The organism is Luteibacter sp. GL_149, assembly GCF_057834065.1.
Genome location: NZ_CM174395.1, coordinates 377,518 through 392,182 on the forward strand (window position 1 = coordinate 377,518; position 14,665 = coordinate 392,182).

The window sequence follows — 14,665 nt, forward strand, 5'->3', positions numbered from 1 at the left end:
AGCGAGCGATGGGTTCAGACCCCGCCCGCCAGCATCGCCTTGATCCTGGCCATGTGCGTCGCCGCTGTTTCGCGTGTGACCTCGGCATCGGCATCGGGGTCCTTGCCATCCCAATGCAGATCGTCCTGCGGCAGTTCCTGCAGGAAGCGGCTGGGATCGTTCGACAGCACTTCGCCGTATTTCCTCGAGCGTGCCGAGAACGAAAGCGTAAGTAGTTCCTTCGCACGCGTGATGCCTACGTACATCAGACGGCGCTCCTCGTCGAGACGCCCTTCGTCGATGGCGCCTTCGTGCGGCAGCGTGCCGTCTTCGCAACCCACGATGAAGACGAAACGGAACTCCAGCCCCTTAGCCGAATGCAGCGTCATCATGCGCAGTGCGTTGCCCGGATCGTCGCGATCGGCGTGGCTCAGCAGAGCAAGCTGTGCCGTGAGATCGCCCGTACGGCCGCCGTCCTTGCCCATGGCGCGGAACCAGTCGGCCAGTTCGCGCAGGTTGCCGAGCTTGCGCTCGCGCAGGGTCGGATCGGCGATGGTCGATGCGATTTGTGCGGCGTAACCCGTGCGATCCAGCACTGTTTCGACCAGGTCGGCGGCGCTCTGGTGAATCGATGAACTGCGCAATTCGTCGATCAGACGCGAGAAGGATGCCAGCGCCGACGCCGAACGCGGTGCGATGGTCTTCAGTACCGCATCGCTGCGCGAGGCTTCCAGCAGCGATGCGTTACGCGTCTGCGCCATCGTGCCGAGCTTCTCCAGCGTCGTGGCGCCGATTTCGCGTTTGGGTACGTTGACCACGCGCAGGAACGCAGCGTCGTCGGTCGGATTGGTCAGCAGGCGCAGATAGCAAAGGATGTCCTTGACCTCGGCGCGATCGAGGAAGGACAGGGCGCCGCTCAGATGGTACGGAACGCGTGCCAGACGCAGCGCTTTTTCCAGTGCGCGAGCCTGGAAGTTGCCGCGATAGAGGATGGTGAAATCGCTCCAGCGAACCTTGTCCTTGTACTTTTCGTGCAGGCTGGCGGCGATCGATGCGACGCGCTCGGCTTCGTGTTCGTTGTCCTTGCATTCCAGTACGCGGATCGGCGGCCCTTCCGCGTGATCGCTCCAGAGTTTCTTTTCGTGCACGTGCGGGTTATTGGCGATCAGATGGTTCGCGGCGCGCAGGATGCGTTTGGCGCAGCGATAGTTCTGTTCGAGCTTGATCACGCGAAGCTGCGGGAAGTCCTTGCCGAGCTGGTCGATGTTTTCCGGATTGGCGCCGCGCCAGGCATAGATGCTCTGGTCGTCGTCGCCCACGCAGGTGAAGCGGCCCTTCGTCCCGGTCAGCGTGCGCAGAAGGCGGTACTGCGCGTCGTTGGTGTCCTGGTATTCGTCGACGAGCAGGTAGCGCAGGCGTTCCTGCCAGATGGCGCGGGCTTCGTCGTCGGCCTCGAGGATGCGCAGCGGAAGACGAATCAGATCGTCGAAGTCGACCGCGTTGAACGCGGCCAGGCGCGTCTGGTACATGTCGTAGATCTGGGCCGCTTCCAGCTCGCGTGGGCTGCGCGCCGCGGCCATCGCCTCGTCGGGCGTCAGTCCGGCGTTCTTGGCCCGGCCGACGAGATTGCGGATGCCATTGAGCACATCCGGCTTGATGCCCTTCGGCGACAGCTCCTTGATCATGTTGCCGCTGTCGTCGGCGTCCAGCACCGAGAAGCCGCGGCGCAACTGGGCGCGGTCATGCTCGATCTGCAGGAACTTCAGGCCCAGTGCGTGGAACGTGCACACCGTCAGCGCCTTCGAGGCGTCGTCGGAGATGAGCTTGCTCACGCGCTCGCGCATTTCCTTCGCGGCCTTGTTCGTGAACGTGATGGCCGCGATCTTCTCGGGCGCCAGGTGCCGGCGCGAGATCAGGTGCGAGATTTTCTCGGTGATGACGCGCGTTTTGCCGGAGCCGGCGCCGGCCAGCACGAGGAGCGGGCCGTCGCAGTATTCGACCGCCGCGTGTTGTTGCGGATTGAGCATGGAGTCGGGGGCCGTTGGCGCTAGAGGATCGGGCGAGGGGATGTTAGCAGAGCCAGCCCAGGTGGCCGGAGAGCCTTGGGACAGCTCGCTCCGCCGGGTGCCGGTGTCCCGGCGCACGGCTCGCGTTACCATGTGCGGTCACGTTCGGGGCGCACCCATGGCCAAGCTGTATTTCTATTATTCGGCGATGAACGCCGGCAAGACGACCACGCTGCTGCAGAGCGCGCACAATTATCACGAGCGCGGCATGCGCACGCTGATTCTCACGCCGGCGCTGGACAACCGTTACGGCGAAGGCGTGGTTGCCTCGCGGATCGGCCTGCAGGCGCGGGCAATGCGTTTTGCCGCCGACGAAAATATCTTTGCGACCGTCGAGGCCGATATCGCCTCGCGCGGCCAGCTGCACTGCGTGCTGGTCGACGAAGCCCAGTTCCTGAGCAAGGCCCAGGTCTGGCAGCTGACCGACGTGGTCGACCGGCTGAATATCCCGGTGCTGGCCTACGGTCTGCGCACGGATTTTCGCGGCGAATTGTTCGAGGGCAGCCAGTACCTGCTGGCCTGGGCCGACAACCTGGACGAGATCAAGACCATCTGCCATACCGGCCGGAAGGCGACCATGGTCGTGCGCGTGGATGAACAGGGCCGCGCCGTCACCCAGGGGCCGCAGGTTGAGATCGGCGGCAACGACCGCTATGTCTCCGTGAGCCGGGCGGAGTTCAAGACCATCACCGCCGGCGATGGACGTATCGAATTGCAGCAGTCCGTACTGCCGCTTGGCGAAGGCTAAGGAGCCACTGTGACCGACGAGACCAATACCCCGAACTGGCCCCGCCCTTACTGGCAGGAAAGCGACGAGCAAGGACTGCTGCTGTTCTTCGTGTTCGGCGCATTCCCCGAAGATCTGGTGATTCCGGCCGCGAAGTACGGCAGCCCCGGCTTGCCCGAAGGCGTGGAACTCCAGCGCTTCCAGAACGCCGTGCTGTCCCGCTGGGAGGGCTATCCCCTCTCGGGCGCGCTTGGCGAGGTGCTGAAGGAAGACAGCCCCGAGGCGTTCGCCGCCGCGAAAGCTGCGCCGCATGTGATCGCCGTTCGCGGTCGTTTTCCCGACCGGCCCGGTCTGGATTACCTGCGCGACACGCTGGGCGTCGTCGCCGCATTGACCGACATCGGCGGCAAGGTCGTTATCGATCCGCAGATTCTCACGTTGTTCGATGCCCAGAGCTGGCGCGACCACTACCTCGTGCAGGGTGGTGCGCCGCCGCGCCATCACGTGCTGATCCTGTGCAGCCCCGAGGAAATTAACGGTCGCTCATGGATTCGTACCCGCGGTATGCGCAAGTTCGGCCGTCCGGATATCAGCCTGACGAACGTGCCCGATCGCGAGATCGACCGTGCCGGCGCCCTCGCCGAAAATCTCGTCGAACTGCAGGCTTTCGGTGCCCGTTTCAGTGATGGCCAGGTCATGGAAGTCGACGGTATCGCGGATGGTCTTACCGTGAAGCTCGGCGGCGACGAAAGCGATCCGCGTTTCAACAACACCCATGCGGATATGCGCTGGCCCGACTGAGGGTGTCGGGCCGCGCTTGAGTGTTCAGTACTCTTGTGGCCCGATCGTTCCTTCGTTCAGCGCCTTGACGAACTCCATGCCGTCGCCTCGCTCGTATTGGTCGACAGCAACATAGTTGGGCTTCCGTCCGGCCGCCGGAAAACAGTAGTTTTCGAAGCGATCCGTCAGGGCTTGCAGCTTGTTATCGGCTTCCGCGTGGCGCGCGAAGGCAAGGCCATGGAACTGGTTCATGACGAAGAGCCGGCTCCAAGTCTTGTCCTTCCACGCAACCTGTCCCGTGGTGAGCGGTATGCGCGGCGTCCAGCGGCTGTAGCAACTGAAGTCGTGCATCCACTGCGTAAAGCCAAGACTCCAGTAGTTTTCCACGGTGGCTTCGTCGCTAGCCATCACGCGCACGTTCCCTTCCGGTGTGTGGTAGTGGCCGGCGTTCGGATGCTCGTTCTGAAGGTCGAAGATAAGCAGGCGTTGCCCCCGGTCGATCATCTGCTGGAGCGTGGGCCATTGCGGTGTATTCCAGTCGTCGGGATCGAATACCAGCGGCGCCAGGCCGGGCACGTTATCCAGTTCGCGATTCAGGACGTCGCGCGATACATAGTCGTCGAGGTGCAGTGCCACGATGGCGGTGGGATCCCGCTCGAGAAAGGGAATCACCTCTTTGTTGAGGACGTCCGCGAAATAGTCTCCCTCGGTGAGGCATGTGTGGCAGACGATGCCGCGGCCATCCTTGTCATGGATATCGATCATAAGTCCGCGCACGCCGTCGGCGAGTTGCGCTGAAATCGATCGGCTCTGATTGCCTGCGTGGCCAACGTTGAACGAGTTATGCGTAGTCAGCCAGGTGTACTGGTCGTAGGGGCGGTCGAGATCCCGCGTGCCCGGTGGGTTCGCATGCGCGATTATCGCGCCGGAAAACGCCAGAAGGGCGACGATTCCTTTCGTCTTCACGAGAACTCCTTTCAATGGTGTCCCTAGGTTATGCCGTCACGGAGTGTCGCCAACCCGGTGTTGGACGACTATCCGGCTAGGGCATTACCTGGTTAGGGTGTCGGTCGGCGCCGACACGACGGGCAGAAGAACGACGTGCGCTGCCCAGGTGCGGCCGATCGGACCGTCGTGCCGCATACCTTGCAGGGTATGCGGCACGCTCATGAACGAACAGCTTCCGACAGATGTGTGCCGGTGCGCTGTTTCATTTGCCCGGCTCCACCCGCGAACCGGGAGGCGGGTGCCTGATGATCGCCCGGGGAGGGGAGTGAGGGGTTGCCGGCGTGAGTTCCACGCGGGAGATTTTTCCGTCCAGGCCATTACGGTATCGCGCATCGACCGAAACGTTACCGTCGTTGTACGAGGTATGAAACGAAGGAATGACGACGGATCGGTTCGTGAGATTCCTAAGAACGCGAATCGTCGTGTAGTCGTCGGATCGCTTCCCGTTCGGCGCGTCGAATAAAGTGAATGTCGTGCCGGCAGGTAAGTCGAACAGGCGTGCCGAACGGGCTTCGTCGTTCTCGCATCCGCGTCGGTCGCCGCTCTTGAAGTTGATCGTGGTCGCCTCGCCGCCAGGTATGCCGCACACGATGTCCTGGGTCGCCCTGTTGCCCTCGTAGAGGACAATGCCGCCCTGGTTGAGTACGCCGGCGAGTTCGAATGCATCGCCGTTCTGATAGTGGTCTATCACGATGTAGTTTGGCGGGCGACGTGCGGCGCGGGCGCAGGTGCCATACGCGCGCTCCATCAGCTTGTCGAATCGATTGTCCGTCTTCGCGTGCAGAGGTTCGCCGACGCGATGGAAATGATTCATGGTGAACAGGCGAGGCCACGATTTTCCGGGGAACGACACTGTTCCCGGTGTTAGCCCGCCGCCCCAGCGACTTATGCACGACGTGTCGTGCTCGAAGATGGTCTTGCCCAGTTCCCAGTAGTTCTCCGTCGTGCCGGCTCTGGCGGACATGATGGTCGCCGTGCCGCCGGGAATGGCATAGTTGCGAGCGTTTTCGGATTTCTGGTCGAAGATCAGCAATCGCTGATCCGCGGCGATCATCTGCCGGAGGGTCGGCCAGCCCGGGGTGTTCCAGCGATCCGGATTGAATGTCAGCCGTGCGAGATTGGGGACCTTCGCCAGCTCGGCGCGCAGCGCGGACGACGAGACGTAGTCCTCCAGGTGGATCGTAACGATGGCTTCGCGATCGGCCAGAAGGAAGGGGACGATCTCGAGGTTCAGATACGTGGATAGCGATTTTCCCCCAAGAAAGCAGGTGCCATGACAGACCCAGGCTCTGCCTGCTATTTCGTGCAGATCCAGCGACAGGCCGCGCACGCCATCGATGAGCTGTTGGGAGATGCTCCTGCTCTGATTCGGTAGGGGAGAGAGCCAGGTATTGAACGAATTGTGGGTAGTTACCCAGGTGTACTGATCGAAGCGGCGATCGAGATCATGGACATAGGGGCGATCTCCGGCGGTGGCGTGGAGGCTTGCCAGGGCAAGCAGCAAGGCGATTCCTTTCTTTCTCACATGACGGTCCTTCCGATGGATCGCCATAGGTTATGAGGTGATGCCTTACGACTCTCCCAGCGAAAGACGTGTCATTGACTAGGGTGTTGCCGGATGTGAATGTCGGTCAGCGCTGACACGCGGGACAGAAGAAAGACGCCCGCTGCCCGAGTACGACGGACCGGATCGTGCTGCCGCAAACCTTGCACGGTTCGCCTGCGCGTCCATAGACGAACAGTTCCTGATAGAAGTAGCCCGGTGCGCCGTCGGGACTCAGGAAGTCGCGTAATGTTGTACCGCCGCGCGTGATCGCATGAGCGAGAATGCGTTTGACTTCGATGGCAAGGCGGGCGTATCGCCCTCTGGACACTTTGCCGGCCGCGCGTCGCGGGTCGATGCCCGCGGCGAACAGTGCCTCGCTGGCGTAGATGTTTCCCACACCCACCACGACGGCGTTGTCCATCAGGAACGTTTTCACGGCGGCGACGCGTCCGCGCGAAAGATGCCAGAGCACATCGCCGTCGAAGGCTTCCGTGAGCGGTTCGGGCCCGAGTGCGGTAAGCAGTTCGTGGGTTTCGCCGGCGGGCTGCCACAGCAGCGAGCCGAAACGGCGTGGATCGGTAAAGCGCAGGAGCTGGCCCGAGTCGAATGCAATGTCGACATGATCGTGTTTGCCGGGAGGTATATCCGAAGGCAGGACGCGCAGCACGCCGGACATGCCCAGATGCACCATGGCACTGCCGATGGCGGTGCGTAGCAGGAGGTATTTCGCCCGTCGTTCCACGGCTTCGACGATCTGCCCGGGAAGCAGGGTGACGATCTCTTCGGGAATCGGCCAGCGCAGATCGGGCCGACGTAGCACGACGCCGCTGACGCGACGGCCTTCGATGTGCGGCGCGATCCCGCGACGGGTGGTTTCGACTTCGGGAAGTTCGGGCATGTGCGCAAGATGGAGGCTGTTGTTCCCTCGCGCAATATGGTTGTTTTGAAGGGCGGGGATGGGGGGTGGGAAGTGGGGGCGCGTTTCCGGCGCACGCCTGAGGGATCGACACGCGTCCGGAAGGCTCAACGTCTGCCTGGCGATACCAGCTCCCTCGGGCGTTCGCCGGACCTACGCCCCCACTTCCCATCCCCCACCCCCGCCGTTTTACTGCATCGGCAGCGACGCGCTGCGGGGCGCCCTTGGCAGGGCCTGGGCGGGGACGAAAGCGATGCGGTCGCCCACCTTCGCGTAGCGCTGCTTGCCCAGTGCGGTCATCTCGCCGAATTCGATTCGCTGGTCGTTGAGCGTCAGGACGGCGATGGGTGGGGAAAGACCGATTTTTGCGGGGACGAAATCGCTCGCGGCCTTCCATGTCGTGACGGGCGCGGCGGCGAGGGAGGCCAGTTCTTCAATGCGACCGACGTCGTCGTGAAGCGCGACATCGCCGCTCCAGCGGCCATCGTGACGTTCGAAGTGCTGTGGAGGCAGTCCCTTGATCGCCACGTCCACGCGATCGACAGTCGCCGGATCGATGGCAAGCAGCGTGTGTTCGCGAATATCCCTTTCGTCGGCGCGCCATTGCCAGGCCACGGCGGCCAGCAAGCCGAACAGGCCCAGCGCACCGATCAGGCGGAGGCGCAGTTCGCGATTCACTCAGCGCCTCCGGCGTCGCCAGGCGATGAACGCCCCGGCGCCAAGCAGCAGCACGGGCAGGGCGATCAGGAAGCCCAGCGTGAGCATGTTCAGCGCGTTCTGCGACAGACGGATCACGCGGTCCGGTGCGCCACGCGACGGCAGGTCGACGAGTACGTCGTCGCCGAGCAGCCAGTCGAACATGCGCTCGCCCAGTGCGCGGTTTCCGCCATTGCCGACAAACGTGTTCGAAAGAAAGTCGCCGTCGCCGACGATCATCGCGCGCTGTTCGCTACGGTCGGGGCGCGGCGATAGCCGGTTCAGGGCGAAGCCGAAATCCAGCGGTCCCTTGAGTTCGCCGGCAGCGGGGTCGAAACGGATCGTCGAGGGTTTGTCGTTGTCGATGCCGTGGAAGGCCGTCCAGCTACGATCGCCCGACCTGAGGAAGGGCACGACGGCCCAGTCGTGGTCGGATACCTGGGCCAGCGCCGCCACCTGCGGGAAGAGCGTAGTCAGGCGGAAGCCGCGAGTGACAGCGTGGAACGGGTAATCGCCCAGCGTAATCAGGCGCGGGTCCTGAAGACCCAGCGCGGAACCCTGACCATCCACCAGAACGCCCGGCAGAACGCGGACCCCAAGCACGTCGGCAAGTGGTCCCGTGCCCAGGTTGTCTTCGCCGGGCTCGGTCAGCCAGAGGATATTGCCGCCGCCGCGAACGTAATCGACCAGTGCGCGCACGGCCCCATCGGGCAGGGGCGCGCTGGGGCTGGCGAGTACCACAAGGTCCGTGTGTTCGGGCACGCCCATGACCTGGGTGAAATTGAGCGGCACCGCGCGCACGCCGCGATGTTCCAGTTGCAGCATGAACATGCCGAGGTCGGCGTTCGCTTTGCCGTCGGCCTGGCGTTCGCCATCGCCGGAAACGAATGCCACGACGCGGTCCCCGCCCCGCGCGAGACGTTCCAGCGCGTTGCTGAAGCTGCGTTCGTTGACCGGGCTTTCCACGCGCTCTTCGCGTCCGGCATGACGTAGCAGCAAGGCGCCGTCGCCGGTGATGCCGAGTTGTCGCGAGGCGGCCGGATCGATGTCCGGATCGACGAACCTGAGGGTCAGGTCGCCTTTCTCGCGCGTATAGCGTTCGACGATGGCGGCGAGTTGTTCCCGCAGATCGCCCGCCGGTGCGAGATATCCCACGACATCGACCGGGCCGTCGAGTTTTTTCAGCACCGCGACGCTTTCCGGAGCAAGGCTCGCGCGTGCGCCGCGCGTCCAGTCCGCCACCCACACATGCCGGGTGCTGAGATAGCCGATGCAGCCAGTGGCGACAATCAGCGCGAGAAGCACGAACCAGCGATCGAAGCGCCGCATCAGTGACGCTCCCTGTCGGCCGACAGGCGTCGCGCGGCGAGGATCAGCGGAAGAGCGATCGCGAGCGCGAACCAGATCAGGTCGGGGCTGGCCACCAGGCCGCGGAGCAGGTTCTGCAGATGCGTGCTCATCGTCAGCCATTCCAGGAATCCGCCACTCACGCCAGCAGCCTGCGCACCGCGATCGACGGTCCACAGCAGCAAGGTGACGATCAGCGCCAGCGCGGCGGCGATCGCGGGATACCCGGTGGCCGCCGAACAGGCGATGCCGATCGCGGCCAGAGTGGCCAGGGTCAGGGCGGTACCCAATGTGGCGGCGGCCAGTTTGCCCCAGTCGGGCGATGTGGATCCGGCGAGTACCAGCGGCATGGCGAGCGTCGCGATCAGCCACACGGCAAGCCATGCGAGTACGGCGAGATATTTGCCGACGATCAGCTTCCACGGCGCGATACCCGTCGAGGCCAGCAACGGCAACGTGCCGGCGCGGCGTTCGCCGGCCAGCAGCGACATCGTCAGCAACGGCACGACGAGGAACGCCAGCTTGATGAGTTCGGCCAGCAGCGGCACCGATACCAGATCGGTGAAGCCCGGTGCATCGGCCAGCGCGGCGAGCTTTACCTGCACGTTGAGGAAATTGCCCAGCGACAACACATAGGTCCAGGCTAGCCAGGCGATGGCGAGCGCGGCGAGCGCCCATGCCATCGGGCGTACGAGAAGTCGCCGGAGTTCGAGGCGGGTAACGGCACGGATGCTCATGCGGCGGAGGCTCCCGTCGCGATAGCGAAGAAGGTGGATTCCAGTATGTGACCGTCCGCGTCGTCGCGCAGCGCGGCATCGTGGCGCAGACGGCCTTCGTGGAGGATGGCGACACGATCGCAGACCGCCGTCACTTCGCCCAGTACGTGGGTCGACAGGATCACGCCGCAGCCTGCGGCCGCGCGTTCGCGAACCAGCTTGCGCAACTCGCCGACCTGTACGGGATCGAGTGCGTTGGCCGGTTCGTCGAGGATAAGCAGCGCCGGGTCGTGAACCAGTGCGCAGGCCAGTCCGAGCCGCTGGCGCTGTCCCTGGGACAGTACGCCCGCCAGGCGTCGGCGCAATTCGCCGAGCTGAAGCCGCTCGACGATGGCATCCGTGGCGCGCCGTGCATCGCGCCGGGTCATGCCGCGCAGCGTGGCGAAACCCATCAGGTGTTCGTCCACCGACAGTTCGGGCCATAGCGGCGCGGCTTCCGGCAGCCAGCCGATCGTCCGGCGGGCCAGCTCCGGCGAGGCCACGAAGTCGTGGCCGTCGAGCAGGATGGAGCCCCGATCCGGCCTGAGGGCTCCGGCAAGCATCGCCAGGGTCGTCGATTTGCCCGCGCCATTGACCCCGAGAAGGCCGAGTACTTGGCCACGATTCAGAATCAGGGATAGGTCGGAAACGGCGGCCCGTCCCGCCCGTTGCCTCGAAACCCCTGAGATGTTCAGCAAGCTGGTCGCCGTCATGCGCGTTCGTCGCCGAACAGCGGGCAACGTGCGTGCATCGGTCCCTTATCGGGATGGCCGGCGACGGCAATATGAACGTGCGGGTTTCGGGTCATCCGGCGATTGTCGCGGCCGCCCCGTTTTCATACAACCGACCTCTTCACATTTGGCCGCAGACCGTGCTGGTGGGTATGGAAGCGGCCCGTGTAGACTGCGTGAGCACGATTCCTTTTCTTACTCGCGTGGTTATCGCCTACATGCTCGATTCCCTGCTCGACTTTCTGGCCAATGGGCTCACCCGCGCAAGCTGGGTAAGCATGCTGGTCTACCTGCTCGTGGTGACGCAGCTCACGATCTTTACCGTGACGCTCTACTACCACCGTAGCCAGACCCATCGCGGCGTCGACTTCCACTGGACCCTCAACGGTTTCTTCCGTTTCTGGGGCTGGTTGACGACGGGCATGGTCGTGCGCGAATGGGTTGCGATTCACCGCAAGCACCACGCCAAGGTCGAGACCGAGGAAGATCCGCATAGCCCGCAGATCTACGGCATCAGCAAGGTGTTCTGGGACGGCGTTTCGCTGTACCGCGAAGCCAGCTACAACAAGGCCGACATGGAGAAGTACGGCCGCGGCACCCCGGGCGACTGGATCGAGCGCAAGCTGCTCGGCGGTCATCCGTACTGGGGTCCGACGCTGATGGCATTCATCGACCTCGCGCTCTTCGGTGCGGCGGGTCTGGCGATCTGGGCCATCCAGATGATCTGGATCCCGTTCTGGGCCGCCGGTTTCGTCAACGGCATCGGTCACTGGTGGGGTTACCGCAACTTCGAAAGCTCCGACACCGCGACGAACATTTCGCCGTGGGGCTTCTGGATCGGCGGCGAAGAGCTGCACAACAATCACCATGCCTTCCCGAGTTCGGCGAAGTTCGCCCTGCGCAAGTGGGAATTCGACATCGGCTGGGCCGTGATCTGCGGTCTGCGTGCGGTCGGTCTGGCGAAGGTGCTGCGTGTCGCGCCGACGCTGAACATCCGTCCGAACGTACACCTGCCGGACGCCGAGACGCTGAAGGGCGTGCTCGCGCTTCGCTTCCAGGCCACGACCGACTACTACCGCGACGTCATTCTTCCGACGATGCGCGAGGAAGTCGGCCACGCCGGCGAGAACATGAAGGCAGTCCCGCGTCGCATGCGTCGCGCACTGGCCGATGGTGGCCGCTGGCTGGATCACGAAGGTCGCGAGCGCCTGCAGGCCGTCATGGCCAAGCGCCCGACGCTGACCACCGTCTGCGAATTCCGCGCCCGTCTGGTGGCGTTGATGGAGCAGCGCGGTGCGGACAACGCACTGAAGGCGCTCCAGCAGTGGATCGTCGAAGCGGAACAGAGCGGCATCCGTTCGCTTCAGCAGTTCGCGCAGCGCCTGAAGGGATACTCGGCGGTCGGCGCGTAAAGCGCCTTCCTCCGGGAGAACGAAAGCCCGCCTACATGGCGGGCTTTTTTTTGGTTCTTCACGCTTTTTCGGGGCGGGCTCGGCTTCGCCATCGCTTTTGCGCTCGGACGTTTTGGGGAGAGCCGTCGGCCACCTGAGGTGGTCTAATCTTTCTGGACATCCTGAGGGGATTCACAGCCAGAACGAGGTGAACCATGGGACGTAAAAATATTACGCAGGCGCAGCGGGACGAAGCCGTGCATCTGATCCTGGCCGAAGGCCATTCGACACGGCAGGTGTGTGAGATGTTGGATGTCGGCCCTACGGCGTTAAGACGGTGGGTGGCAATGTACCAGGCAGAGCATCCGGCGCCAGGCAGCCAAAGGACGGCCGACGAGGACCGTCGCCGTGTCGTCGAGCTCGAGGCGCAGGTGCTCAAGCTCCAGGAGGAGCGCGAACTGCTAAAAAAATCTATCGCCTTCTTCGTTCGGGAGAACGATCGCCCACGGCGGTGATCGACGAACTGAAGGGGGCGTACGCGGTCACCCAGCTTTGTGACGCCATGGAATACCCCCGCAGCAGTTACTACGCCGGGCGCGGCGCGGAGGAGCGGCCGATTCCTGACGAGCCGAAGGCGGTGACCTCGGTTCGGCAGATTCATCGGCAGAGCCGAGGCAGCTACGGTACACGCCGCATGGCTGCGGAGCTTGCCCGGCAAGGCATGCCGACGGGTCGATATCGCGCCCGCACCCTGATGAAGAAGGCGGGTGTGTGGGCCGAACGGGTACGCCGGCACTCCTATCGCAGAGCGAGCAAGGCGGCGGTGCCCGCCCCCAACCTTCTTGCGCAGCAGTTCAACGTGGCCCGGCCCAACCAGGTCTGGGTCGGCGACATCACCTTCCTGCCGACCCGACAGGGCTGGCTGTACCTGGCCATCGTGGTGGATCTGTATGCCCGGCGGATCGTCGGCTGGGCGTTCTCGATCCAGCCCAACGCGAACTTGGCGCTGGCTGCTCTGGATCGGGCGGTGAAGGACCGCAGGCCCTCGGGTGAGCTGATGTTCCATTCCGACCAGGGCTCGCAATACAACAGCTTCGGCTTCATTCGGCGCCTGCAAGGCCTGGGAATCACTCAAAGCATGAGTCGAAAGGGACACTGCTGGGACAATGCTGTCGCCGAGCGGGTCTTCGCGTCGTTGAAAACCGAATGGATGCAACGGACCTACGACACTCGTCACGAAGCCGAGAGCGACGCCACGGTCTTCCTGACGTCTTACTACAACTACCGGCGCCTGCATGCGGCCAACGGTCAGGTCCCGCCAGCCATCCACGAGATGCTGACGGCCCGAAAAAAAAACCTATCGGGTGTTTAGAAATACTTGACCACCTCAACCACCCTCGCCGCTCCGGCCTCCCCGACGCACGAGCGCGAGGCGGCGAGGCGCATTCAGCCCTTCCCATGCCTTTACAAAAAAACCCGCCACGAGGGCGGGTTTTTCGAAGATCGAATCGCCGGGGCGATTACTTGATCTTGCCTTCCTTGTACAGCACGTGTTTCCGGACGACGGGATCATATTTCATGAATTCCATCTTTTCCGGCATGTTCTTCTTGTTCTTATCCGTGGTGTAGAAGTGACCCGTACCCGCGGTAGAAATCAGGCGATGCTTATCACGCTTACCAGCCATGTCTCATGCTCCTCAGATTTTCTCGCCACGGGCGCGGAGGTCGGCGATCACGGCCTCGATGCCTTTCTTGTCGATCGTGCGCAGTGCGTGATTGGAAACGCGCAGCTTGATCCAGCGGTTCTCGCTGGCAACCCAGAAGCGGCGCTCGTGCAGGTTCGGCAACCAGCGGCGACGGGTCCTGTTGTTAGCGTGCGAGACGTTGTTGCCGGTCTGCACACCCTTGTTCGTTACTTGGCATCTACGGGCCATGATGACCTCCGTAATTCGTTTGACCACCCTTTGGCCAGGGTGGCATCGGCCCAGCGGCGAACAGGTCGCCACGCGATGGCTGGAGGGGGTAAAGCGTCCTCGCCGTAAGGCCCGCATCGCGTGGCGGACTTGCCCGAGGGAACGGGTCGGCATAGGGGAGCCGGGCATTCTCGCAGAATCCGACGCCAGGACGCAACCCGGGGCTGTGCGGCAGCAAGGGTTCTATGAAACAATCGACGTCTTTCGTATATCCGTCTTTCATTCATAAAAGCTTCCATTCTTAAGGGGTAAGCGCATGGCAGAGATCAACGCAAACGGCCAGGCAGGCCAGCCGCAGCTCGTGCTGCAGAAGATCTACGTAAAGGACGCGTCGTTCGAGGCACCGAACGCGCCCCAGGTCTTTCAGGAAATGGGCGAAAACGAGCAGCAGCCGCAGGTTCAGCTGAATCTGGGCCACAAGGCCGTCGACCTCGGCAACGACACGTTCGAAGTGGTCCTCAGCCTGACGCTTACCTGCAACCTCGGCGAGCGCACCGCGTACCTGGCCGAAGTGCACCAGGCCGGTATCTTCGGCATCGGTGGTTTCACCGACGAAGACCGCGACGGCATCCTCGGCAGCTACTGCCCGAACCTGCTGTTCCCATACGCCCGCCAGATGGTGTCGTCGATGATTCAGGAAGGTGGCTTCCCGCCGTTCCTCCTGCAGCCGATCAACTTCGATGCGCTCTACGCCGCCCAGCAGAATGGCGGTACCGGCGCCGAAGAGACCCGTACGCTCAATAGCTGATC

17 protein-coding genes are annotated in these 14,665 nt (G+C 63.4%); 6 read left to right on the forward strand and 11 right to left on the reverse strand.

Annotated elements, in window-relative coordinates; all coding sequences use genetic code 11:
- Positions 1 to 14 precede the first annotated feature (14 nt).
- Positions 15 to 2,006, reverse strand: coding sequence for a UvrD-helicase domain-containing protein (locus tag AC3IR3_RS01710; protein ID WP_132142421.1), 1,992 nt, complete (start codon positions 2,004 to 2,006; stop codon positions 15 to 17).
- 157 nt (positions 2,007 to 2,163) lie between these two features.
- Here AC3IR3_RS01710 and AC3IR3_RS01715 point away from each other — a divergent pair, with 157 nt between their 5' ends.
- Both AC3IR3_RS01715 and AC3IR3_RS01720 read left to right on the forward strand, forming a co-directional pair.
- Entirely contained in the window at positions 2,164 to 2,793 is a 630-nt protein-coding gene (locus AC3IR3_RS01715; RefSeq protein WP_489195327.1) for a thymidine kinase, read from the forward strand.
- Between the two features lie 9 nt (positions 2,794 to 2,802).
- Positions 2,803 to 3,573, forward strand: coding sequence for a hypothetical protein (locus AC3IR3_RS01720; RefSeq protein WP_489195328.1), 771 nt, complete (start codon positions 2,803 to 2,805; stop codon positions 3,571 to 3,573).
- A 24-nt stretch (positions 3,574 to 3,597) separates the two neighbouring features.
- Here the strand turns inward: AC3IR3_RS01720 and AC3IR3_RS01725 are convergent, their stop codons facing one another.
- From AC3IR3_RS01725 to AC3IR3_RS01760, 8 genes are all read right to left on the reverse strand, one after another.
- Positions 3,598 to 4,518 carry a phosphoinositide-specific phospholipase C-related protein gene (locus AC3IR3_RS01725; protein ID WP_489195329.1) on the reverse strand — a complete coding sequence of 307 codons (921 nt, stop codon included), beginning with the start codon at positions 4,516 to 4,518 and terminating at the stop codon, positions 3,598 to 3,600.
- 92 nt (positions 4,519 to 4,610) lie between these two features.
- Complete coding sequence (locus tag AC3IR3_RS01730; protein WP_489196998.1) at positions 4,611 to 4,709, reverse strand: zinc finger domain-containing protein; 99 nt, start codon at positions 4,707 to 4,709, stop codon at positions 4,611 to 4,613.
- Positions 4,710 to 4,762: 53 nt separating this feature from the next.
- Positions 4,763 to 6,085, reverse strand: coding sequence for a phosphoinositide-specific phospholipase C-related protein (locus AC3IR3_RS01735; RefSeq protein WP_489195330.1), 1,323 nt, complete (start codon positions 6,083 to 6,085; stop codon positions 4,763 to 4,765).
- Between the two features lie 106 nt (positions 6,086 to 6,191).
- Positions 6,192 to 7,004 (reverse strand): bifunctional DNA-formamidopyrimidine glycosylase/DNA-(apurinic or apyrimidinic site) lyase, encoded by an 813-nt coding sequence (mutM, locus tag AC3IR3_RS01740; RefSeq protein WP_489195331.1) that lies wholly within the window; start codon positions 7,002 to 7,004, stop codon positions 6,192 to 6,194.
- A gap of 207 nt (positions 7,005 to 7,211) precedes the next feature.
- A complete protein-coding gene (locus AC3IR3_RS01745; RefSeq protein WP_489195332.1) occupies positions 7,212 to 7,700 on the reverse strand; it encodes a hypothetical protein in 489 nt (162 codons plus the stop codon).
- Positions 7,701 to 9,047, reverse strand: a complete 1,347-nt coding sequence (locus AC3IR3_RS01750) for a GldG family protein (protein ID WP_489195333.1) — start codon at positions 9,045 to 9,047, stop codon at positions 7,701 to 7,703.
- Positions 9,047 to 9,802: an ABC transporter permease gene (locus tag AC3IR3_RS01755; RefSeq protein ID WP_489195334.1), complete on the reverse strand. Its 756-nt coding sequence runs from the start codon at positions 9,800 to 9,802 to the stop codon at positions 9,047 to 9,049. Before AC3IR3_RS01755 ends, AC3IR3_RS01750 begins: the two co-directional genes overlap by 1 nt.
- Positions 9,799 to 10,533, reverse strand: coding sequence for an ABC transporter ATP-binding protein (locus tag AC3IR3_RS01760; protein WP_489195335.1), 735 nt, complete (start codon positions 10,531 to 10,533; stop codon positions 9,799 to 9,801). The genes AC3IR3_RS01755 and AC3IR3_RS01760 overlap by 4 nt, the downstream gene beginning before the upstream one ends.
- Positions 10,534 to 10,769: 236 nt before the next feature.
- On the opposite strand from AC3IR3_RS01760, the gene AC3IR3_RS01765 reads away from it, so the two are divergent.
- The 3 genes from AC3IR3_RS01765 (at position 10,770) to AC3IR3_RS01775 (ending at position 13,314) form a co-directional block, all read left to right on the forward strand.
- Positions 10,770 to 11,963, forward strand: a complete 1,194-nt coding sequence (locus tag AC3IR3_RS01765) for a DesA family fatty acid desaturase (RefSeq protein WP_489196999.1) — start codon at positions 10,770 to 10,772, stop codon at positions 11,961 to 11,963.
- Between the two features lie 194 nt (positions 11,964 to 12,157).
- A complete protein-coding gene (locus AC3IR3_RS01770; protein WP_489195336.1) occupies positions 12,158 to 12,457 on the forward strand; it encodes a transposase in 300 nt (99 codons plus the stop codon).
- A complete protein-coding gene (locus tag AC3IR3_RS01775; RefSeq protein WP_489195337.1) occupies positions 12,454 to 13,314 on the forward strand; it encodes an IS3 family transposase in 861 nt (286 codons plus the stop codon). The genes AC3IR3_RS01770 and AC3IR3_RS01775 overlap by 4 nt, the downstream gene beginning before the upstream one ends.
- 148 nt (positions 13,315 to 13,462) lie before the next feature.
- On the opposite strand, the gene rpmG is transcribed toward AC3IR3_RS01775, so the two are convergent.
- Together rpmG and rpmB are read right to left on the reverse strand one after the other, a co-directional pair.
- Positions 13,463 to 13,627, reverse strand: coding sequence for a 50S ribosomal protein L33 (rpmG, locus tag AC3IR3_RS01780; protein ID WP_489195338.1), 165 nt, complete (start codon positions 13,625 to 13,627; stop codon positions 13,463 to 13,465).
- 12 nt (positions 13,628 to 13,639) lie between these two features.
- Positions 13,640 to 13,876: a 50S ribosomal protein L28 gene (gene rpmB, locus AC3IR3_RS01785; RefSeq protein ID WP_132142407.1), complete on the reverse strand. Its 237-nt coding sequence runs from the start codon at positions 13,874 to 13,876 to the stop codon at positions 13,640 to 13,642.
- Between the two features lie 295 nt (positions 13,877 to 14,171).
- On the opposite strand from rpmB, the gene secB reads away from it, so the two are divergent.
- A complete protein-coding gene (gene secB / locus AC3IR3_RS01790) occupies positions 14,172 to 14,663 on the forward strand; it encodes a protein-export chaperone SecB (protein WP_132142406.1) in 492 nt (163 codons plus the stop codon).
- Positions 14,664 to 14,665 lie beyond the last annotated feature (2 nt).